Consider the following 22,179-nt stretch of genomic DNA (forward strand, 5'->3'; position numbering starts at 1 on the left):
GACGATTGGCGATATTTGTATGTGGCCAGCGAACCTGTGGGAGCGAGCCTGCTCGCGAAGGGGCCAGCACATTCAACACATGCATTGACTGACCAGAAGCCTTCGCGAGCAAGCTCGCTCCCACAGGAGAAAGTGTCGAATCAGCGGGCTTTCGGGGTGGCAACTTTATCGCGCAGGTAGACCGGCTGGGCGTCATCTGCCGAGATCGCCTCACCGCGCTCCCAGGCGAAACGCGCCAGCGTCAACAGGTCTTCGGCGTGGGGCAGCATGCCGGCGTCGGAGCCGCTCAGATTGACCGCAATGCGTTCACCATAACCCCAACCGGTACCGGCACCGAACCAGTCACCTGTGGCATCGGCCGGTAGCGCAGCCACCTCCGGCGGCAGCACCGCTTCGGCGCCAACCAGACGCATCTCCCCCGCCGTCTCGCGGTAGCAGCCCCAATACACTTCATCCATCCGCGCATCGATCGCAGCCGCGACCTGGCTTACGCCATGTTCACGAAAGGCACGCTGCGCCAGCACGGCAAGGTTGGATACCGGCAATACCGGACGATCCAGAGCAAAGGCCAAACCCTGCACCACACCGATGGCAATGCGCACACCCGTGAACGCACCCGGGCCACGGCCGAAGGCAATCGCGTCGACCGCTTGCAACGTGGTGCCCGCATCGGCGAGCAATTGCTGGATCATCGGCAGCAGCTTCTGCGCATGCAGACGCGGGATCACCTCGTAATGGCTCGTGACCTTGCCGTCATGCAGCAAGGCAACGGAGCAAGCTTCAGTCGCGGTGTCCAGGGCCAGCAAGGTGCTCATCGATGTTTCCAAAACAGGGGTGGGGAAAAGGTGCGTCAGTATAAACAACTACGGCCCGCAAGCGGGCCGTGGATGATGCAGCCGATCAGACTTTTCAGCTCAGCGCGGCCAGCACCTTGGTGGTGATTGCATCAACCGAACCCACGCCTTCAATGTGGCTGCACTTTGGCTTGCCGCCGTTGTTGGTGGAAAGGTTCTGGTAGAACTCTACCAGCGGTTTGGTCTGCGAGTGGTAGACCGACAGGCGATGACGTACGGTTTCTTCGGTGTCGTCTTTGCGCTGCACCAGCTCTTCGCCGGTGATGTCGTCCTTGCCAGCCAGTTTCGGCGGGTTGTAAACGATGTGGTAAACGCGGCCGCTGGCTTCGTGAACACGGCGACCGGCGATGCGCTGAACGATTTCGTCGTCTTCTACAGCGATCTCGACCACGGCATCCAGCTCGACGCCGGCAGTGACCAGCGCTTCAGCCTGCGGAATGGTGCGCGGGAAGCCGTCGAACAGGAAACCGTTGGCGCAATCAGGTTGAGCGATGCGGTCCTTGACCAGCGCGATGATCAGGTCATCCGACACCAGGCCGCCGGCATCCATGATGCTCTTGGCTTGCACGCCCAGTGGAGTGCCAGCCTTGACCGCAGCACGCAGCATGTCGCCGGTGGAGATTTGCGGAATGCCGAATTTCTCGGTGATGAACTTTGCCTGAGTACCTTTACCGGCCCCGGGAGCTCCCAGCAGAATGACGCGCATCGATGTGCTCCTCAATTTTTTATATAAAAGCTTTACAAAACAAAGGATTCGCTCGTAACCGGCGGATCCTGAAAATACGGGTCGTGGCCGCACAAACGGCCAAAGGCTGATCAAGATACACAGCAGGCTGCGCCCACACAAGACGCCAAAAGTCGGAGAAACCGACGCCCGCCGTGACCTCGCGACGCGGTAACCCAAGTCGCAACCCCTACATTAACTGTCGCCTGGCGGCACTTTCCTACAGCAGGAGAAGCGGCATCCGACCCTCATCGCGAATGCCGCCTGACATGCTCAGCAACCTTAGCCGGTATTGCGCAATCCGGCGGCAATCCCCGCCACAGACACCAGCAGCGCCTGTTCCACCGGGCTGCCCTGCTCGACATCCTGCTGCCGCGAACGCGCCAACAGCTCGGCCTGCAATAGATGCAGCGGGTCCAGATAGGTATTACGCAAGCGGATGAATTCGAGGGTGTCCGGGCTGTGCGCCAGCAGCTGCGACTGCCCGGTCAGGCCCAGTACCACCGAGCACGCCTGCGACAATAGGTCGCGTAACTGCGCGCCCAATGGCAGCAGATCAGCCTCGACCAAACGTTCGTCGTAGGACTGCGCAATATCCGCATCGGCCTTGGCCAGGACCATTTCCAGCATGTCGATACGGGTGCGGAAGAACGGCCACTGTTCGCGCATCTGCCCCAGCAACTCGCCCTCGCCGCGCTCCAGCGCCTTGCTCAGCGCCGTCTCCCAGCCCAGCCAGGCCGGCAGCATCAATCGGGTTTGGGTCCAGCCGAAAATCCACGGAATTGCCCGCAGGCTTTCGATACCGCCGGCACGGCGTTTGGCCGGGCGACTGCCGAGCGGCAACCGTCCGAGCTCCTGCTCCGGGGTCGATTGACGGAAGTACTCAACGAATTGCGGATTTTCCCGCACCACCTGGCGGTAAGCGCTGACACCGTCCGCCGCCAACTCGTCCATCAGATGGCGCCATTCCGGAGTCGGCGGCGGCGGTGGCAGCAAGGTCGCTTCGAGCACGGCAGCCAGATACAGATTGAGGTTTTGCTCGGCTATGTCCGGCAGGCCGAATTTGAAACGAATCATTTCGCCCTGCTCGGTAGTACGGAAACGCCCGGCCACCGAACCCGGTGGTTGCGACAGAATCGCCGCGTGCGCCGGTCCGCCGCCACGGCCAACGGTGCCGCCGCGACCGTGGAACAGCAGCAGTTCGACTTGCTGCTCACGGCAGATTTCCACCAGTCGTTCCTGCGCGCGATATTGCGCCCACGCCGCAGCGGTGGTGCCGGCGTCCTTGGCCGAGTCGGAATAGCCGATCATCACTTCCTGCGGGCCGTGCAAACGCGCGCGATAGCCCGGCAACAGCAGCAGACGTTCCATCACCGGCCCGGCGTTGTCGAGGTCGGCGAGGGTCTCGAACAGCGGCACCACGCGCATCGGCCGCAATACGCCGGATTCCTTGAGCAGCAGTTGCACCGCGAGCACGTCGGAAGCGGCGCCGGCCATGGAGATCACGTAGGAACCCAGCGACGCAGCGGGCGCGGCGGCGATTTCCTTGCAGGTGTTGAGCACTTCGGCGGTGTCGGCCGATGGTTTGAAATGCGCGGGCAGCAACGGACGACGGTTGCTCAGCTCCTCGGTGAGGAAGTTGATGCGCTGTTCTTCATCCCAATCTTCGTAGCGGCCGAGGCCGAGGTAATCGGTGATTTCGGTCATTGCCGAGCTGTGCCGGGTCGAATCCTGACGCACATCGAGGCGCACCAGGAACAGGCCGAACGTCACCGCCCGACGCAGGCAGTCGAGCAACGGCCCGTCGGCGATGACGCCCATGCCGCACTCGTGCAGCGAGTTGAAACACAACTGCAACGGCTCGAGCAGGTCGCGATTATCGTGCAGCACATCGGCGGTGGCCGGGGTCGGCGCGGTCAACGCGGCATGCGCCCAGTTGCGTGTGGCGCGCAGGCGTTCGCGCAGTTGCTTGAGCACCGCGCGATACGGTTCGGCACTGTCGCCGGCCTTGGCCTTCAGCGCGTCGCTGGCCTGCTGCATCGACAGTTCGGCAGCAAGGTGATCGACATCGCGCAGATACAAGTCAGCGGCCATCCAGCGCGCCAGCAGCAAGACTTCGCGAGTGACGGCGGCGGTGACATTGGGGTTGCCGTCACGGTCGCCACCCATCCATGAGGCGAAGCGGATCGGCGCGGCTTCCAGCGGCAAGCGCAGACCCGTGGCGGCGAACAGCGCCTGATCGGCCTTGCGCATATGGTTGGGGATCGCCTGCCACAACGAATGCTCGATCACCGCAAAGCCCCATTTGGCTTCATCGACCGGCGTCGGGCGGGTGCGGCGGATTTCTTCGGTGTGCCAGGCTTCGGCGATCAGCCGTTGCAGTTTGCTCTGGATCTGCTCGCGCTCGGCGCTGGTCAGGTCGCGATGGTCCTGCGCGGCCAGTTGCGCGGCGATCGCGTCGTACTTCTGGATCAACGTGCGTCGCGCCACTTCGGTCGGGTGCGCGGTCAGCACCAGTTCGATTTCCAGCCGCGCCAGCTGCCGGGCCAGAGATTCGGCGCTGTGCCCTTCACTGCGCAGGCGCGCGAGCAGTTCCGGCAATACCCGCGATTCGAACGGCGCCGGTTGCGACTCCTCGCGGCGATGGATCAGCTGATATTGCTCGGCGATGTTGGCCAGGTTGAGAAACTGGTTGAAGGCCCGCGCGACCGGAAGCAATTCGTCTTCACTCAATTGATTGAGGCTGGCGCTCAGTTCAGCGTCCATCGAGCCGCGCCGGTCGGCCTTGGCGCCCTTGCGAATCTGCTCGATCTTGTCGAGGAACGCCTCGCCGTACTGGTCTCGAATGGTGTTGCCCAACAGCTCTCCGAGCAGGTGAACATCTTCGCGCAAGCGTGCATCAATATCGGTCATCAGCAGTTCTCCAGCGGTAATCGGGGACAGCGCAGAAACGAATGCTTTGCCAGAGAGTGCCGCTCTGCGCCGCTTCTTACAAGCAGGCGACGAATTGACTTTAAACCTTGCCGGCGAAAGCTAGTCTCAACAGTAAGCCGTACGACGGCCCGCCGCCGGCGCTGCCGGACACTCACCCAGGCCTGCCATCAGCAGGCGCTAAATGAGGTCATCATGAAAATTCGTGAACTCGCCCAGCATTGGGAAGAAAACGCCAAAGGTCGCCTGACCGACACCGGCTACACGATTCATCTGGACGTCGAGGCCGCCGCGCGCCTGGCGGCAATTGCCGAGATGTATCCCAAACGTCATCCCGAGGAACTGCTCGGCGAGCTGATCGGCGCCGCGCTTGAGGAGTTCGAAGCGAGCCTGCCGTATGTGAAGGGTTCGACGGTGGTGGCGACCGATGAGGAAGGTGATCCGTTGTATGAGGATGTCGGCCCGACGCCGCGTTTTCTGGCGTTGTCGCGGCGGCATTTGCATGATTTGTCCTCGGCTGAGAACAAGCAGAAGCACTGATTCCTGACACCGAGAAAAATGTGGGAGCGGGCTTGCCCGCGATGGCGGCAGTTCAGTCAAAAATGTGCTGAGCATGATGGCCTCATCGCTGGCAAGCCAGCTCCCACAGGGTACTGATCACCCTCTGATATCACCTTAAAACCCACCCGCGCGTACCGCTCCAAAGCCCCAAAGTTCCCATCCCAGAGCCTTGTCCAAACGGTCAATTTAATTTTTGGCGATAGGCCATCTTTTCTGAACTTTTCAAAAATGCCGCCGGTCGGAACAGGTAACCACGCCTGGAACGAGCGTTTCAATTCGCGTCTACAAGCGATGCTTTCGCCTCCTCTGCCAGGATGGATTCAGTTGTATTTTCAGGAGATGCCTAATGGAGTTGAAGACCATGAAAACCCAAACCTCGTTTTCCCACCTGCGCGGTCTGAAACTGGCCGCTCTGGCCATCGGCACCAGCTTCGTACTGGCCGGTTGCGCCGGTAATCCTCCGACCGAGCAGTACGCCGTGACCCAATCGGCCGTCAACAGCGCCGTCAGCGCTGGCGGTACCGAATTCGCTGCGGTGGAAATGAAGCAGGCTCAGGACAAACTGAAACAAGCTGAAATCGCCATGCACGACAAGAAGTATGACGAGGCCCGTCGCCTGTCCGAACAGGCTGAATGGGACGCTCGCGTCGCTGAACGCAAGGCTCAGGCCGCCAAGGCCGAACAGGCTGTGAAGGATTCCCAGAAAGGTGTTCAGGAACTGCGTCAGGAAAGCCAGCGCACTGTGCAGTAAGCGCGCATCCCGATCGCAAAGCTGAAACTCTTACCGATAGAAAGGACGACAAATTATGCGTAAGCAACTGATGATTCCCGCTCTTCTGGCCGCAAGCGTTGCACTGGCTGCCTGCTCCACCCCGCCTAACCCGAACCTGGAACAGGCGCGCACCAACTACGCCGGTCTGCAGGCCAACCCACAGGCGAGCAAAGTCGCAGCACTGGAAACCAAAGACGCCAGCGATTACCTGGACAAGGCCGACAAGGCTTATCTGGACAAGGAAGACGCCGCCAAGGTTGACCAACTGGCTTACCTGACCAACCAGCGCGTCGAAGTGGCCAAGCAGACAATCGCTCTGCGCACCGCTGAAAACAACCTGAAAAACGCCGCAGCCCAACGTGCCCAGGCCCGTCTGGATGCCCGTGACCAGCAGATCAAACAGCTGCAGGACAGCCTCAACGCCAAGCAGACTGATCGCGGTACGCTGGTGACTTTCGGTGACGTGCTGTTCGCCACCAACAAGGCTGATCTGAAATCCAGCGGCCTGGTGAACATCAACAAACTGGCGCAATTCCTCCAGGAAAACCCGGATCGCAAAGTGATCGTCGAGGGTTACACCGACAGCACCGGCACCGCGAGCTACAACCAGTCGCTGTCCGAGCGCCGCGCGACTTCCGTGCAGATGGCCCTGATCAAGATGGGCGTCGATCCTTCGCGCATCGTCGCTCAGGGTTATGGCAAGGAGTACCCGGTAGCGGATAACGGCAGCGTCTCGGGCCGTGCGATGAACCGTCGTGTGGAAGTGACCATCTCCAACGACAACCAGCCAGTAGCACCGCGTTCTTCGGTGAGCTCGAACTAAGCTTCACTCGGTAACGCAAAAGCCCCGCCTGAACTGATCAGGCGGGGCTTTTTTGTGGGAGCAGACATCGTAGCCCCTCACCCCAGCCCTCTCCCAAGGGAGAGGGAGCCGATTTGGTCGCTTTCAAAACTTGTGTTCGGCGCAATGGATCAGGTCGACTTAGCTTAAACAAACACCTCGGTCAGTCCCCTCTCCCTCTGGGAGAGGGTTAGGGTGAGGGCTGAACCTGCAGAATCACTCCTCCAGCTTCTGCGGGGTCTCTTCACCCATACACCGCACGGCTTTCTTCTGCGCATTAACCAGCACCCCGGTCAGGCCTTTCTGTTCGGTATCGAACAGCACCAGCACGCCATCAATGCACTGCGCCACTTGCGGCGCAGGCGTCAGCGAGACTTTGTAGTCCTCGCCCGGCACGGTCTTGAGCATGGTGAATTCGCTGAGCAGCAACGCATCCTCCGGCTTGGCAAAGTGCAGGTAGCCGTAGTACCACAGCGCCCCGACGGTGCCGAGGATGCTGCAGATACCGGTGATGATCAGCGGGATGGCATTACGTTCTTCAGTCATTGCGGGGTCTCATCTTCGGAATTCGGGGGCGGCGGATAGTTGGGGATTTCGCCGAGGCGGCGCAGGCCGTCGAAGTGTTCGGGGTCGTCGAGATAGCGCAGCATGACCTGACGCCACACCGGGTCGCCGAAGGTTTGCACATGACCGCCACGGGTCAGCTGCAACACGCGCGGCGGCGGCGCTGCCTGATACAGGCGAATGCCGTTGACCATCGGCACCAGCGGATCGTCGATGCTATGGAAGATCAGCTTCGGCACGCCGGTCAGCTGCGCCATCGAGTTGATTGCGCTGTCGCCGTCCGGCACCAGCCACGACAGCGGCACTTGCAATGGCCAGGTCAGCCACGAAGTGCTGAGGGCGAATTGGCCGACACTGCGATAACTGGCCGGCACACCATCCAGCACCAGGGCCTTGAGTTGTTTTTGCCGTTCCGGGTGCTGCGCCAGCCAATGCACCGACATCGCGCCGCCGAGGCTCTGCCCGAGCAGCACCAGCGGTTTGCCTTTGACCTCTGGCGCGTTGTCGAGCCAGGCGAACGCGGCGTCGATGTCCTGATAGATCGCCGGCAGGCTCGGCTTGCCTTCGGACAAACCGTAGCCGCGATAGTCGACCAGCAGCACCTGATAGCCGTTCTTCGGCAACCACCAGCTGCCGCCCAGATGCATCGGCAAATTGCCGCCGTTTCCGTGCAGATGCAGGACCGTGCCTTTGACCTCGACGCCAGGTTTGGCCGGCAGCCACCAGGCGTTGAGCTTCAAGCCATCGGCGGTGGTCAGGGTGACGGTGCGGTATTCGAGTTTGGCTTTGTCCGGGGTGAAGATCTGGCCCGGTTCCGGGTAGAACAGCAGCGAACTGCAACCGCTGAGGGTCAAGAGCAGGCAAAGGATGCCGAGGATTCTCATCCGGTGAAACCTCGCAAAGAAGAGAACTGAACACAAATCAAACCTGTGGGAGCGAGCCTGCTCGCGAAAGCGGTGTATCGGCCGACATCAATGTTGAAGGTGAAATCGCATTCGCGAGCAGGCTCGCTCCCACAAGGGGTTCGGTGCTGGGTCTAGAGGATATTGGAGTAATCCGCCTCAATCCGGTCCAGGCTCAAATGGTTGAGGAAGTTGGAGAAACACATCCACGCCGACAACGCATTCAAGTCCCGGAACTGGTCCGGCAGATATTTCGGCGGCACCACCAGTCCTTCGTCCACCAGTTGGCGCAAGGTCCGCATGTCTTCCAGTGTGGTCTTGCCACAGAACAACAACGGAATCTGCTCGAGCTTGCCCTTGCGCACGGCCAACTGAATGTAGTTGTAAACCATGATGAAGCCCTTGAGGTAGGACAAGTCTTTGGTAAATGGCAGACCGGTCGGCGTCGAGCCACGGAAAACCCGGCTGGCATTGCCGTAGCTTTCGGCCATCTCGAAACCCTGCTCGCGGAAGAATTCGTAAATCTGCAAAAAGTCGGCGCCCTCCTCGACCATATGAATCGCACGGGTGCGGTTGGTCAGTTTGCGCAGGCGACTCGGGTAAGAGGCGAAGGTGATGATTTCCATCAGGATCGCCAGACCTTCCTGGGTCACCGTCGACGAGGGTGGGCCTTTCGACAGGAACGTGCAGATCGGCTGGTTCAAGCCATTGAGCGTGGTGCCGACATGCACCAGACCTTCGTGGACTTCCAGTGCGCGCACGTCGCGGTCGTTGAACAGCGCGTCGGTGCGAATCTTGATGTAGTCGGCGCCCGCCGCAGCGTCGGCGACGATGCCGTCGGACTCGAACACGCGAATGGTTTCTTCGGCCTCACCGAATACCTTGTTCAGTCGGGTTTGCAGCAGGTGCACCGCGTCTTTGGCGGTGAGGATTTTCGGCTCGTCTTTGAGATCGCCGCGCCCGTCGATGTTGTTCAGGTAGTCGGACATCATCAGGCCGAGGTCGGCGAGGGTCGGGTCACCGGCGTGGAAGGCATCGGACGCCGCGCCGTACAGCTCCTGCGAGATCAGCCCGAAGTCCTCGGTGCCGCGCGCTTCGAGCATGCGCACCACCATGCGGTATTCCTTGCACATGCGCCGCATGATCTGCCCGACCGGGTTGAACTGGCCGAGCTGGCGGGTGATGTCACGCTCGATGTTCTGGAATTCCAGTTTGACCTGGCTCGAATCGAACGACAGCGGGCGGTTGAGGTAGTAGTCGCGATCCACCGCCGGCATTTCCTTGCCCTTGGCCTTGAGGAAGCCCTTGCGCACGTTGTCGTCCCACTTGACCGCATCGAGCACGCGGATCGGCGTCTGCGCCAGCACAATGCGATCGGACAACATGCGTATCGTCTGCTGGTAATCGTCCACCCGAAACTCCTGTAGAAAACGTGACGCAGGATTGCAGTACTGATCGTTCCCACGCTCTGCGTGGGAATGTCGCCCGGGACGCTCCGCGTCCCTTTTTGCTGCGTGACGCAGAGCGTCACAGGATGCATTCCCACGCGGAGCGAGGGAACGATCATCAACGGCTCGCTCCCGCAGGGTGCGTGAAACGCTAGACCGACGCCAGCACCAGGTGCATATACCGCGTCAGGATCCCGAGCATGTCCTCTTCGGCCAGAGGCTCGGCGTCGTTGAGCAGGCCCTGATATTCCATCCGTCCGATAATCGCCGTCAACACCTTGGCATCCTGCTGCGGTTCGCGCGAGCCCAGTACCTGGAACAACTGGCAGGTGCCCTGCAGCAGAATCTGCTGGTGGGAGCGCACCAGAATGGCCAGACGCGGATTGAGCAGCGCTTCCTGGCGGAACGCCTGTTCGGCCATCAGATGCTCGCGGCGGTTGATCAGTTGCCGGTGCACGTAATCGGCCATCAACCGCGCGATGTCATCGGCCAATTGCGAGCGCGACTCCGGGCTGCCGTCGGCGCTGACCACCATTTCGCGCAACAGACCCTCGTTATTGATCCACAACTTGGCCATGTACGCCGCGCTGCGCTCCACGTATTGGGCGAAGGTATCGGTGAGCAGGTCATCGATGTCCTTGAAGTAATACGTGGTCGCCGACAGCGGCACGCCGGCCTCCGCCGCGACCGCACGATGGCGCACGGCACGCACGCCGTCGCGCACGACAATGCGCATCGCGGCGTCGAGAATGTCCTGGCGACGCTGCTCACTGCCCTGTCGGCTGGCCTTGCGGCCCTGGTACTGAACACTTTCAGCGACCGCAGTGGCGATACCCGCTGCACCTTCTTGAGCTAATGCACCCATCACGACAGCACTTCCTCTACTAATGCCAAATTAACCAATTGATACATTTGTACCAGACAGGCAATAAAAAGCCGCCTGTTTTAGGCGGCTTTTTAACTGAAACGTTTACGCTTGCGGTCGCATGTGCGGGAACAGGATCACATCGCGGATCGACGGCGAGTTGGTCAGCAACATCACCAGACGATCGATGCCGATACCTTCGCCGGCGGTTGGCGGCATGCCGTACTCCAGCGCACGGACGAAGTCGGCGTCGTAGTGCATGGCTTCGTCGTCGCCGGCGTCCTTGTCGGCCACCTGCGCCATGAAGCGCTCGGCCTGGTCTTCCGCGTCGTTCAACTCGGAGTAGGCGTTGGCGATTTCACGACCACCGATGAACAGCTCGAAGCGGTCGGTGACGTTCGGGTTCTCGTCGTTACGACGGGCCAGCGGCGACACTTCGAACGGGTACTGAGTGATGAAGTGCGGCTGCTCCAGCTTGTGCTCGACCAGTTCTTCGAAAATCATCACCTGCAATTTGCCCAGCCCCTCGAAGCCCAGCACCTTGGCGCCGGCCTTCTTGGCGATGGCGCGAGCCTTGTCGATGTCGTTCAGATCATCGGCAGTCAGCTCAGGGTTGTACTTGAGGATCGAGTCGAACACCGACAGACGCACGAACGGCTCGCCGAAGTGGAACACCTTGTCGCCGTACGGCACGTCGGTGCTGCCCAGAACCAGCTGCGCCAGTTCACGGAACAATTCTTCGGTCAGGTCCATGTTGTCTTCGTAGTCGGCGTAGGCCTGGTAGAACTCCAACATGGTGAATTCAGGGTTGTGACGAGTCGAAACGCCTTCGTTACGGAAGTTGCGGTTGATCTCGAAGACCTTTTCAAAACCGCCAACCACCAGACGCTTCAGATACAGCTCTGGCGCGATACGCAGGAACATTTCCATGTCCAGCGCATTGTGGTGGGTTTCGAACGGCTTGGCTGCGGCGCCGCCGGGAATGGTCTGCAGCATCGGCGTTTCGACTTCGAGGAAGTCGCGCTTCATCAGGAAGCTGCGGATGTGCGCGATCACTTGCGAACGCACGCGGAAGGTCTGGCGTACGTCTTCGTTGACGATCAGGTCGACGTAACGCTGGCGGTAGCGCTGTTCGGTGTCGGTCAGGCCGTGGTGCTTGTCCGGCAGCGGGCGCAGCGACTTGGTCAGCAGGCGCACGTTGGTCATTTCAACGTACAGGTCGCCTTTGCCGGAACGCGCCAGGGTGCCTTCGGCGGCAATGATGTCGCCCATGTCCCAGGTTTTCACCGCAGCCAGGGTTTCTTCGGACAGCGTCTTGCGGTTGACGTAGACCTGAATGCGCCCGGTCATGTCCTGGATCACCATGAACGAGCCACGGTTGAGCATGATGCGACCGGCAACCTTGACCGGGATTGCAGCCTCTGCCAGCTCTTCCTTGGTCTTGTCCGCGTACTGTTTCTGCAAGGCATCGCAGTAGTTGTCGCGGCGGAAGTCGTTCGGGAAGGCATTGCCCTTGGCGCGCTCGGCAGCAAGCTTTTCCTTGCGCAGGGCGATCAGGGAGTTTTCTTCCTGTTGCAGGGCTTGCGGGTCGAGTTGTAGGTCGCTCATGTCTTTAAGTATTCCATCAGGTTCGTTGCCCCCAGCCTTCGGCTGGGGATCGCGGGCGAGCCCGCTCCCACAGAGGGTGTTACAGGCCGGATTTCAGGCTGGCTTCCAGGTACTCATCGATGTCGCCATCGAGCACCTTGTCGCAATCGCTGCGTTCGATGTTGGTACGCAGATCCTTGATCCGCGAGGCATCGAGCACGTAAGAGCGAATCTGGTGACCCCAGCCGATGTCCGACTTGGTGTCTTCCAGCGCCTGCGAAGCGGCGTTGCGCTTCTGCATTTCCTGCTCGTACAACTTGGCCCGCAGCATTTTCATCGCGGTGTCCTTGTTGGCGTGCTGGGAACGTTCGTTCTGGCAGCTGACCACGGTGTTGGTCGGTACGTGGGTGATACGTACGGCCGAGTCGGTGGTGTTTACGTGCTGACCACCGGCACCGGAGGAACGATAGGTGTCGATCCGCAGGTCTGCCGGGTTGATTTCGATTTCCACCTTGTCATCGATCTCTGGCGAGACGAAAACAGCGGAGAACGAGGTATGGCGACGGTTGCCGGAGTCGAACGGGCTCTTGCGCACCAGACGGTGCACGCCGATCTCGGTACGCAGCCAGCCAAAGGCGTATTCGCCCTTGATGTGCACGGTCGCGCCCTTGATCCCGGCGACTTCACCGGCGGACAGTTCCATGATGGTTGCGTCGAAACCGCGTTTGTCAGCCCAGCGCAGGTACATGCGCAGCAGGATGTTGGCCCAGTCCTGCGCTTCAGTACCGCCGGAACCGGCCTGGATGTCCAGGTAGGCGTTGTTCGGGTCCATTTCATGGCTGAACATGCGGCGGAATTCCAGCTTGGCCAGATTTTCCTCGAGACGGGCCAGCTCGGCGACGACATCGCCCACTGCGCCTTCGTCGTTTTCTTCGACGGCCATGTCCAGCAGGTCGCGGCAATCGGCCAGACCGCCGTTCAGTTCGTCGAGAGTGTCGACGATCTGCGCCAGCGCGGCACGCTCGCGGCCCAGCTCCTGGGCGTATTCAGGTTTGTTCCAGACACTCGGATCTTCAAGCTCGCGATTGACCTCGGTCAGACGCTCATGCTTTTGATCGTAGTCAAAGATACCCCCGAATAGTTTCGGAGCGCTCGGACAGGTCCTTGATGGTGTTCAGGATCGGGTTGATTTCCATGACGGGCAGCACTCGTTGGCGAACTTTTGAAAGCCGGCGAGTATAACGTAAACAGCCTGTCGCGGCAGCCCGTCTGGCGGTGAATGGGCCGAGATTGCTGCCCTCACCCTAGCCCTCTCCCGGAGGGAGAGGGGACCGATCGGGGGATATTTGAAACATACGCCGAATAGAATGGCTTCACCGAATCCGTGATCGCCAAGCCTGAAGATCCATAATCGCTGCGATCTCTCAGGTCGATGTCTGGCCCGAGACACCTCGGTCGGCCCCCTCTCCCTCCGGGAGAGGGCTGGGGTGAGGGCAACGGCCGTTACTCGATCCCGACCTGATTGCGCCCATTGTTCTTGGCCAGATACAAGCCGCGATCCGCCGCCGAAATCAGCAGCCGGCAATCACTGCCCGCCTGCGGCACCATGGTCGCCAGACCAATGCTGATGGTCAGACTGGAGCCCTCGGCCGGCGTGTTATGCGGAATTTTCAGCGCCGCCACGGTCTGGCGCAGTTTCTCGGCCAACAGCCGCGCGCCGCCGGGCGAGGTGTTCGGCAGGACCAGCACAAACTCCTCGCCGCCGTAACGCGCCGGCAGATCCGACGGTCGCGCACTGGCCTCGCGGATCGCCGTGGCGACCTTGCGCAAGGCTTCGTCGCCTTCAACGTGGCCAAAACTGTCGTTGTACGACTTGAAGTAATCGACGTCGATCATCAGCAATGACAGCTGCGTCTGATCACGCAGCGAACGGCGCCACTCCAGTTCCAGGTACTCGTCGAAGTGCCGTCGGTTGGACAGCCCGGTCAGGCCATCGGAGTTCATCAGCCTTTGCAGCACCAGATTGGTGTCGAGCAATTGCTGCTGGCTGACCCGCAACGCTCGGTACGCGGCGTCGCGTTGCAGCAATGTCATGTAGGACCGCGAGTGGTAGCGAATGCGCGCGACCAGTTCGATGGTGTCCGGCAGTTTCACCAGATAGTCGTTGGCGCCAGCGGAGAACGCCGCGCTTTTGATCAGCGGGTCTTCCTTGGTCGAGAGAACGATGATCGGGATGTCCTTGGTCGCCGGATGATTGCGGTATTCGCGCACCAGGCTCAGGCCATCGAGGCCGGGCATCACCAGGTCCTGGAGAATCACCGTCGGTTTGATCCGCACCGCCTGGGCGATGGCCTGCTGCGGGTCGGAGCAGAAGTGGAAGTCGATGTTTTCCTGATTCGACAGCCCACGGCGCACCGCTTCGCCGATCATCGCCTGATCATCCACCAACAACACCATAGCGGCGTTTTCGTCGGTTTTAATGTCGTCGATCTGTAAATCATTCATGAGCGGTCACCTGAGTACTGCGGGGGCCTGGATTGCGGATCAACCTGTTCATTTGGGGAAAATCTCCAGCAATCGTGGCGCTATCTTTTCCAGCGGGCGGATTTCCACCGCGGCATCGATTGCCGCGGCAGCCTTGGGCATGCCGTACACCGCACTGCTGTGCTGATCCTGGGCGATGGTCAAATAACCCTGCTGGCGCATGAGCTTAAGCCCTTGCGCGCCATCGCGCCCCATTCCGGTCAATAAAACCCCGACCGCGTCACCGTTCCAGTAACTGGCAACGCTCTCGAAAAACACGTCGATCGAGGGGCGATAGATCTCGTTGACCGGTTCGGCGGTGTAGGCCAGCGTGCCGTTTTTCAACAGGCGAATATGGTGATTGGTCCCGGCCAGCAGCACCGCGCCACTTTGCGGCGGCTCGCCTTCACGGGCCAGACGCACATCGAGGCCGCTGGCGCTGGCCAGCCATTCGGCCATGCCGGCGGCGAACACCTGATCGACATGCTGCACCAGCACGATCGCGGCGGAAAAATCCTTCGGCAGGCCTTTGAGCAACACTTCCAGCGCCGCCGGCCCACCGGCAGACGAACCGATCGCCACCAGCCGCTGACGTGAAGGCGAACTGCGCGGCGAACTCGGAGCCGGGCGCGAACGCGGCGCCTTGTCGCCGATCAGCCAGCCGATGTTGAGGATCTTGCGCAACAACGGCGCCGCCGCTTCCTGGGCATTGCCGGCGCCGATCGCCGGCGTGTCGACCACGTCCAGCGCGCCGTGGCCCATGGCCTCGAACACGCGGTGCACGTTCTGCTGGCGGTCGACGGTGACGATGACGATCGCGCATGGGGTCTCGGCCATGATCCGCCGCGTGGCTTCGACACCGTCCATGATCGGCATGATCAGGTCCATCAGAATCAGGTCTGGCGTGCACTCGGCGCAGCGTTGCACCGCCTCGGCGCCGTTGCTGGCGACCCAGATCACCTGATGCGCCGGCTCGAACGCCAGCGCTCGGCGCAGGGCCTCCACCGCCAGGGGCATGTCGTTGACGATTGCGATCCTCATGCCCGCGCTCCCCCGATGAGCTCGACCACTGCATCGAGCAGGGCGTCGTCATGAAAACTGGCTTTGGCCAGATAATAGTCGGCGCCGGCGTCCAGTCCACGGCGGCGGTCTTCTTCGCGATCCTTGTACGACACGACCATCACCGGCAACGATTGCAAACGGTTGTCGCGGCGCAGCAGCGTGACCAGCTCGATGCCGTCCATGCGCGGCATGTCGATGTCGGTGATCAGCAGATCGAAGTTCTCCGAACGCAGCGCATTCCAGCCATCCATGCCGTCCACCGCCACCGCGACGTCATAGCCGCGATTGAGCAGCAGTTTGCGTTGCAGCTCGCGCACGGTCAGCGAATCGTCGACCACCAAGACTCGTTTGCGCGCCGCTTCGGCAGCTTGATTGCCGTGGCGGGCAATGCGCTCCAGACGCCCGGTGTTGAGCAGCTTGTCTACCGAACGCAGCATGTCTTCGACATCGACGATCAGCACCACCGAACCATCATCGAGCAAGGCCCCGGCGGAAATATCCTGAACCTTGCCCAGACGCTCGTCCAGCGGCAACACCACCAGCGTGCGCTCACCCACGAAGCGCTCGACAGCCACCCCATAAATCGCCTCGCGCTCGCGGATCACCACGACTTTCAGGGTAGCGCCATCGTTCTGACTGGCCGGGCGATTGAGCAACTGGCTGGCCGCAACCAGGCCGACATGCTGGCCTTCGTGCCAGAAATGCTGGCGTCCTTCGACCTGCACGATGTCTTCGGGGGCCAGATCGCACATGCGTTCGATGTGCGCCAAGGGGAATGCGTAAGCCTCTTCGCCGACTTCCACCACGAGGCTGCGTACCACCGAAAGCGTCAACGGCACCTCCAGATGGAAACGGCTGCCCTCGCCCGCCGTCTGCTCCAGCACCACGGCCCCTCGCAATTGGCGGACCATATGCTGAACAGCGTCCAGGCCAACGCCACGCCCGGACACTTCGGTAACCTTGTCGCGCAGGCTGAATCCCGGCAGAAACAGGAAGGTCAGCAGTTCTTCTTCGCTCAATTGCGCTGCGGTTTCGGCTGGGGATAACTGCCGTTCGACGATGCTGCGGCGGACTTTCTCCAGATCGACGCCACCGCCGTCATCGCTGAGTTCCAGCACCAGCAAACCGGCTTGGTGGGAAGCGCGCAAGCGAATCAGGCCCTCTTCCGGCTTGCCCTTGAGCAGGCGTTGTTCCGGGGATTCGATGCCGTGATCGACGGCGTTGCGCAGCAGATGAGTCAGCGGTGCTTCAAGCTTTTCCAGCACGTCGCGATCGACCTGGGTTTTCTCACCTTCGATCTCCAGGCGCACTTGTTTGCCAAGGCTGCGACCGAGGTCGCGAACCATGCGCGCCTGCCCGCTCAACACGTCGGCGAACGGGCGCATGCGACAGGCCAGCGCGGTGTCATAGAGCACTTGCGCACGCTGGCTGGCCTGCCAGGCGAATTCGTCGAGTTCGGCGTTTTTCTCGCTGAGCAATTGCTGCGACTCGGCGAGCAAACGTCGCGCATCTTCCAGCGACTCGAGCGCTTCCAGGCTCAGCGCATGCTCCTTCAGGTGCACATTGAGATTTTCCAGCGCGCGCAGACCGTTGTTCTGCATGCGTTTGAGGCGCTGCATGGTCGCCAGATGCGGCTTGAGACGCTGGGTTTCCACCAGCGATTTGCTCGATAGATCGAGCAGGCTGTTCAGGCGTTCGGCAGTGACGCGCAAAACGCGCTCGCCGCCTTCGGTGGTGCGTTTGTTTTTGCGCGGAGTCGGCTCGGCGGGCTCGTCCATGATCGGCGCTGTCGCCGTTGGCGCGGGCTCGATCTGCAACTCGGCCATTGGCGGCGTGGCAACCACAGCGGCTGGCGCCGAAGGATCGAGCAGACGCCCCATCAACGCGACGTAGGCTTCAATGTCCGTGGGTTGCGGCGCATTGGCCGGCGTGGCGATGCGCATCAGCAGGTCGGTGCCCTGCAACAACGCGTCGATGTGTTCGGGACGCAGCAACAAACGGCCTTCCTGCGCACTGACCAGGCAATCCTCCATGACGTGGGCGACGCTGACGCCGCTGTCGATGCCAACAATGCGCGCCGCACCTTTGAGCGAGTGCGCCGCACGCATGCACGACTCCAGCTGATCGGCCTGGGTCGGATTGCGCTCCAGCGCCAACAGCCCGGCGCTGAGCACTTGGGTCTGGGCTTCGGCTTCGAGACTGAACAGCTCGAGCAGAGAGGCGTCGCGCATTTGCTCGGGGGTCATGTCAGGCTCCGGGTCACGGCGGACAACAGCTGTTCTTCATCCAGCCAGCGCAGGCTGCGACCGCGATATTGCAGAACGCCACGGGTGTACTTGGCACTGTTCTGCGCACCGGACTGCGACGCGGCGTCGAGGATGCGCTCGTCGATGGCATGGATGCCGTCCACCTCATCCACCGGCACCACCACCGGCCCGCCGTGCGCGGCGATGATCAGCATGCGCGGCATGACGCGTCCGCCGCTGGCCGGCGCAACGCTGGCGCCGAGGTCGAGCAGCTCCACCAGCGACAGGCACGCGACCAGTGCGCCACGGACATTGGCCACGCCGAGCAAGGCCCGCGAGCGCTGGTGCGGCAGCGAATGTATCGCCTGCAACGGCGCAACTTCGACAAGCGTGCGCGTGGCCAGTCCGAGCCATTCCTCGCCGAGGCGGAACATCAGCAGCGAGCGGGTCTTGACGTCGGTTTCGACCTTGCTGACCACCGCTTCGCGCTGGTCCTGCTGCAACGAATAACGGTCGAGCAGGCGCGTGGCGGCGGCGGAATACACCGAACAGTTGCGGCAGTGAATATGCTCTTCCAGCAACGGGCAGGACTTGTCGCCATGAATGCCGATGCGGTTCCAGCAATCGTCGATGGCGCGGGCGTCTTCGTGGGTAACGTTCAAAGTGTCGGACGCGCTCATCGTTTACGCTCACTGTCGGCGGTGCGCCCGCTGCGGGCGGCGCGCTCCTGCAATCGTCGGGCACCCGCCGTATCGCCCTGAGCCTGCAGCAATACGGCCAGGTGCATCAGCGCTTCGGGGTGTTGCGGTTCGAGGTACAAGGCCTTGCGGTAATACCCCTGGGCTTCGAGGCTCAGCCCGGCGACATCGCTGAGCAGGCCCAGCCAATAGAACACCTGCGCCACGGGTTCATGGCTGCGCAGATAGTGTTCGCACGCGGCACGGGCCTCGGCGCTTTTGCCTTCGTTGGCCAGTGCAGCAATCTGCGCCAGCAGCGTTGCGGCGTCCGGGTCGGCAGTTTTTTTCGCCACCGGCAAAGCCGTCACGGCAGCGAACGGCCGATTGCGCACTGGCGCTGGCGGCGGCGCGCTGCGCAGTGGTTGGCTGACCGGCACGGCGACCGGTTTGGGCATCGGCAGCGGTTCGGGGTGCGGCTCGCTATGGCGGCTGAAAGCGAACGACTGCGGGATGCCGATCGAGCGCATGCCCAAACGCCCGAGCAGACTGCCCTCCGCCGGGCCGATAAACAGCACGCCGTCGACGTGGGTCAGGCGCTTGAGCACTTCGAACACCTGCTTTTGCGTCGGCTGGTCGAAGTAGATCAGCAGGTTGCGGCAGAACACGAAATCGAAGGCCGGCTCGCTCGCCAACAGCGTCGGATCGAGCACATTGCCGACCTGCCAGCGCACTTGTTCGCGAACGTATTCGTTGACCCGGTGGCCGTCCTGCTCGGCAAAAAAATGTCGCTCGCGGTATTCCAGATCCTGACCGCGAAAGGAGTTCTTGCCATAAACCGCACGCCGCGCCTTTTCCACCGAGAGCGGGCTGATGTCCATGCCGTCGACCTTGAATTGATGCGGCTGCAATCCGGCATCAAGCAAGGCCATGGCAATCGAGTAGGGTTCTTCGCCGGTCGAGCACGGCAGGCTCAGAATTCGCAGCGCGCGCATATTATTGAGTTCTTTAAGCCGACCTCGCGCCAGTTTGCCCAGCGTCGCGAAAGATTCCGGATAACGGAAAAACCACGTTTCCGGAACGATCACCGCTTCGATCAGCGCCTGCTGCTCGTCCCGCGAGCCTTGCAACAGCTGCCAATATTCGTCGGCGTGGGCGGCCTGGGACAGGGTCGTGCGCTGGCGCACGGCACGCTCGATGATCGCCGCGCCCACCGACGCGACATCAAGGCCGATGCGTTCCTTGAGGAAATCGAAAAAGCGCTGCTCACTGCTCATGGCTGCGCCTCAAGCTGCGCCGGATCACGCGGCGGATCGGGGAACAGCAAGCTGCGCACGGCGTCATCGAGCAAGTCATTGACCCGCACCCATTGCAGCAATCCCTGCGCATCTTCGCGCACCGGGCCGAGGTACGGCGCCTCACGGTTGTCGAGGCCGTAAGGCTGGAAATCTTGCGGATGACAGCGCAGCGTGTCGGTGGCCTGCTCGAGAATCAGCCCGAGCCATTGTGCTGATTGCGATTGATCCGGCTGATAATTGACCAGCACCAGCCGCGTGCTGGTGCGCGCCTCGGCGGGCTGGCCAAAAGTCAGCGCACTGAGGTCGATCACCGGCACCACCGCCCCGCGATAGGCGAACACCCCAGCCACCCAGTGCGGCGCCCGGGCAATCGGCTTCAACGGCAGGCGCGGCAGCACTTCGGCCACTTCCGTGGCGCGCAGGGCATAGCGCTCGTTGCCGATGCGAAACAGCAGAAACAGCGCCTGCTTCGCCACTGGCGCGGCGCCACGTTTGGCGATGATTTCGCTCATCAGACTTTGAATCGCGAAACGCCGCTGCGCAGGCCGACGGCCACCTGGCTCAGTTCGTCGATAGCGAAACTGGCCTGACGCAGCGACTCGACGGTCTGGCTGCTGGCATCGCCCAACTGCACCAGCGCATGGTTGATCTGCTCGGCGCCAGTGGCCTGGGCCTGCATGCCTTCGTTGACCATCAGCACGCGCGGCGCCAGCGCCTGCACCTGATGGATGATCTGCGACAGCTGCTCGCCGACCTGCTGCACTTCCGACATGCCGCGGCGCACTTCTTCGGAAAACTTGTCCATGCCCATCACCCCGGCCGACACCGCCGACTGGATCTCGCGAACCATCTGTTCGATGTCGTAGGTGGCAACGGCGGTCTGATCGGCCAGACGCCGGACTTCGGTGGCGACCACGGCAAAACCGCGACCGTACTCGCCGGCCTTCTCGGCTTCGATCGCTGCGTTGAGCGACAGCAGGTTGGTCTGGTCAGCCACTTTGACGATGGTCACCACCACCTGATTGATGTTGCCGGCCTTCTCGTTGAGTATCGCCAGTTTGGCGTTGACGAGATCCGCCGCGCCCATGACCGAGTGCATGGTGTCTTCCATGCGCGCCAGGCCTTGCTGGCCGGAGCCGGCGAGCACCGAGGCCTGATCGGCAGCGGTGGACACTTCGGTCATGGTGCGCACCAGATCCCGCGAAGTCGCGGCGATCTCACGGGAGGTTGCGCCGATTTCGGTGGTGGTCGCTGCGGTTTCGGTGGCGGTGGCCTGTTGTTGCTTGGAAGTGGCGGCGATCTCGGTGACCGAGGTGGTCACCTGCACCGAGGAGCGCTGGGCCTGGGATACCAGCGACGTCAGCTCGGTCATCATGTCGTTGAAGCCGGTTTCGACCGCGCCGAATTCGTCCTTGCGATCGAGGTTCAGGCGCGAGCTCAGATCACCGGTGCGCATGATGTCGAGGATGGTCACGATGCGGTTCATCGGCGCCATGATCGCGCGCATCAACAGCAGACCGCAGAGGCCGGCGACCAGTACCGCGACCAGCAGGGAAATGACCATGCTGACTTTGGCCGTTGCGACCGCATCGTCGATGTTGGCCATGGCGTTATCGGCGACGACTTTGTTTTCGCCAATGATGTCGTTGAGTTTCATGCGCCCGGTGTACCACGCCGGGGTCAGCTTCTCGTTGAACAGCTTGATGGCATCGGCTTCCAGATTGCGCTTGTGCAGATCCAGCACGGCATCCTGAATCTGGATGTAGGTGTCGTGGTACTTCTCGAACAAGGCGAATTCGGATCGGTCTTCATCGGTGGCCATGGTCTTGCGATAATTGGCCATCTGCTCTTGCAGACGCGCCTCGAACGCCTTGTAGTCCGCTTCGTCTTCGCTGGAAACGCCCTGGCCTTCCTTGAGGCCGAGCAGCTCTTGCGTCTGCAAATAACTGTCGACCCATGCACCACGAATCATCGAGCTGTAATAGACGCCGGGGATGGCATCGTCGCGCACGCTGTTTTCACTGGCCTCGATCTTCAACAACCGCGAGTAGGACAGCACCACCATCAACAGCATGATGGCGATAATCACCGCAAAGCTCGCCAAAATGCGTTGGCGCAACGTCCAGTTCTTCACAGTGAATCCTCGTGCCTGATCGAAATGCGGGGAGTATAGCCGAGGGCGGTGTTTCATTTATAAGACGCTTTCGCTGGCAGCACTGTCCCTGGGGGAGCGAGCCTGCTCGCGAAGGCAACATCGCGGTCCCGGCAAATCCCCAACTGCGCAAGAAGTTGCGCAGTTGGTCGTAATATTTCAGGGGTAAATTGCC

At 61.5% G+C, this 22,179-nt stretch carries 19 protein-coding genes; 3 read left to right on the plus strand and 16 right to left on the minus strand.

Going from position 1 to position 22,179, the window contains the following annotated elements; genetic code table 11:
- Positions 1–140: 140 nt before the first annotated feature.
- From tsaB to ppc, 3 genes are all read right to left on the minus strand, one after another.
- Positions 141–815 carry a tRNA (adenosine(37)-N6)-threonylcarbamoyltransferase complex dimerization subunit type 1 TsaB gene (gene tsaB / locus D8U70_RS00120; RefSeq protein WP_122704897.1) on the minus strand — a complete coding sequence of 225 codons (675 nt, stop codon included), beginning with the start codon at positions 813–815 and terminating at the stop codon, positions 141–143.
- Positions 816–909: 94 nt separating this feature from the next.
- Positions 910–1,560 (minus strand): adenylate kinase, encoded by a 651-nt coding sequence (gene adk / locus D8U70_RS00125; protein ID WP_071174520.1) that lies wholly within the window; start codon positions 1,558–1,560, stop codon positions 910–912.
- Positions 1,561–1,860: 300 nt separating this feature from the next.
- The gene (ppc, locus tag D8U70_RS00130; protein WP_130928063.1) at positions 1,861–4,491 is read right to left on the minus strand and encodes a phosphoenolpyruvate carboxylase; all 2,631 of its coding nucleotides are present in this window, start codon (positions 4,489–4,491) and stop codon (positions 1,861–1,863) included.
- A gap of 213 nt (positions 4,492–4,704) precedes the next feature.
- Here ppc and D8U70_RS00135 point away from each other — a divergent pair, with 213 nt between their 5' ends.
- The 3 genes from D8U70_RS00135 to D8U70_RS00145 all read left to right on the plus strand — a co-directional run bounded on the left by D8U70_RS00135 (position 4,705) and on the right by D8U70_RS00145 (position 6,665).
- Entirely contained in the window at positions 4,705–5,049 is a 345-nt protein-coding gene (locus D8U70_RS00135; RefSeq protein WP_016771500.1) for a hypothetical protein, read from the plus strand.
- 367 nt (positions 5,050–5,416) lie between these two features.
- The gene (locus D8U70_RS00140) at positions 5,417–5,821 is read left to right on the plus strand and encodes a DUF4398 domain-containing protein (protein ID WP_024011747.1); all 405 of its coding nucleotides are present in this window, start codon (positions 5,417–5,419) and stop codon (positions 5,819–5,821) included.
- A 55-nt stretch (positions 5,822–5,876) separates the two neighbouring features.
- Positions 5,877–6,665: an OmpA family protein gene (locus D8U70_RS00145; protein WP_024011746.1), complete on the plus strand. Its 789-nt coding sequence runs from the start codon at positions 5,877–5,879 to the stop codon at positions 6,663–6,665.
- A 234-nt stretch (positions 6,666–6,899) separates the two neighbouring features.
- Here the strand turns inward: D8U70_RS00145 and D8U70_RS00150 are convergent, their stop codons facing one another.
- The 13 genes from D8U70_RS00150 to D8U70_RS00210 form a co-directional block, all read right to left on the minus strand.
- A complete protein-coding gene (locus D8U70_RS00150) occupies positions 6,900–7,229 on the minus strand; it encodes a hypothetical protein (RefSeq protein WP_024011745.1) in 330 nt (109 codons plus the stop codon).
- A complete protein-coding gene (locus D8U70_RS00155; protein WP_130928064.1) occupies positions 7,226–8,131 on the minus strand; it encodes an alpha/beta hydrolase in 906 nt (301 codons plus the stop codon). Before D8U70_RS00155 ends, D8U70_RS00150 begins: the two co-directional genes overlap by 4 nt.
- A gap of 152 nt (positions 8,132–8,283) precedes the next feature.
- The gene (locus D8U70_RS00160) at positions 8,284–9,534 is read right to left on the minus strand and encodes a flavohemoglobin expression-modulating QEGLA motif protein (protein ID WP_166554750.1); all 1,251 of its coding nucleotides are present in this window, start codon (positions 9,532–9,534) and stop codon (positions 8,284–8,286) included.
- Between the two features lie 214 nt (positions 9,535–9,748).
- The gene (locus D8U70_RS00165; protein WP_016771505.1) at positions 9,749–10,462 is read right to left on the minus strand and encodes a TetR family transcriptional regulator; all 714 of its coding nucleotides are present in this window, start codon (positions 10,460–10,462) and stop codon (positions 9,749–9,751) included.
- A gap of 105 nt (positions 10,463–10,567) precedes the next feature.
- Positions 10,568–12,070, minus strand: a complete 1,503-nt coding sequence (lysS, locus tag D8U70_RS00170) for a lysine--tRNA ligase (protein ID WP_024011743.1) — start codon at positions 12,068–12,070, stop codon at positions 10,568–10,570.
- A 79-nt stretch (positions 12,071–12,149) separates the two neighbouring features.
- Positions 12,150–13,245, minus strand: a protein-coding gene (prfB, locus tag D8U70_RS00175; protein ID WP_099758102.1) for a peptide chain release factor 2 whose coding sequence is annotated in 2 segments (ribosomal slippage) — positions 12,150–13,172 and positions 13,174–13,245 — 1,095 coding nt in all. Because the reading frame shifts where the segments join, the coding sequence is not laid out codon by codon here.
- Positions 13,246–13,552: 307 nt separating this feature from the next.
- Positions 13,553–14,554 (minus strand): PleD family two-component system response regulator, encoded by a 1,002-nt coding sequence (locus D8U70_RS00180; RefSeq protein ID WP_041478162.1) that lies wholly within the window; start codon positions 14,552–14,554, stop codon positions 13,553–13,555.
- Positions 14,555–14,602: 48 nt separating this feature from the next.
- On the minus strand, positions 14,603–15,613 hold the full coding sequence (locus D8U70_RS00185; protein WP_095180462.1) for a chemotaxis response regulator protein-glutamate methylesterase: 1,011 nt from the start codon (positions 15,611–15,613) through the stop codon (positions 14,603–14,605).
- Entirely contained in the window at positions 15,610–17,880 is a 2,271-nt protein-coding gene (locus tag D8U70_RS00190) for a hybrid sensor histidine kinase/response regulator (RefSeq protein ID WP_130928065.1), read from the minus strand. Before D8U70_RS00190 ends, D8U70_RS00185 begins: the two co-directional genes overlap by 4 nt.
- Entirely contained in the window at positions 17,877–18,560 is a 684-nt protein-coding gene (locus D8U70_RS00195; protein ID WP_130928066.1) for a chemotaxis protein CheW, read from the minus strand. Before D8U70_RS00195 ends, D8U70_RS00190 begins: the two co-directional genes overlap by 4 nt.
- Complete coding sequence (locus tag D8U70_RS00200; RefSeq protein WP_130928067.1) at positions 18,557–19,831, minus strand: protein-glutamate O-methyltransferase CheR; 1,275 nt, start codon at positions 19,829–19,831, stop codon at positions 18,557–18,559. The genes D8U70_RS00195 and D8U70_RS00200 overlap by 4 nt, the downstream gene beginning before the upstream one ends.
- The gene (locus tag D8U70_RS00205) at positions 19,828–20,364 is read right to left on the minus strand and encodes a chemotaxis protein CheW (protein ID WP_130928068.1); all 537 of its coding nucleotides are present in this window, start codon (positions 20,362–20,364) and stop codon (positions 19,828–19,830) included. The genes D8U70_RS00200 and D8U70_RS00205 overlap by 4 nt, the downstream gene beginning before the upstream one ends.
- Positions 20,364–21,986 (minus strand): methyl-accepting chemotaxis protein, encoded by a 1,623-nt coding sequence (locus D8U70_RS00210; protein WP_073476121.1) that lies wholly within the window; start codon positions 21,984–21,986, stop codon positions 20,364–20,366. The genes D8U70_RS00205 and D8U70_RS00210 overlap by 1 nt, the downstream gene beginning before the upstream one ends.
- Between the last annotated feature and the right edge of the window lie 193 nt (positions 21,987–22,179).

The sequence above is a fragment of the Pseudomonas sp. Sample_20 genome (genome assembly GCF_004307585.1).
Classification (GTDB): Bacteria; Pseudomonadota; Gammaproteobacteria; order Pseudomonadales; family Pseudomonadaceae; genus Aquipseudomonas; species Aquipseudomonas atacamensis.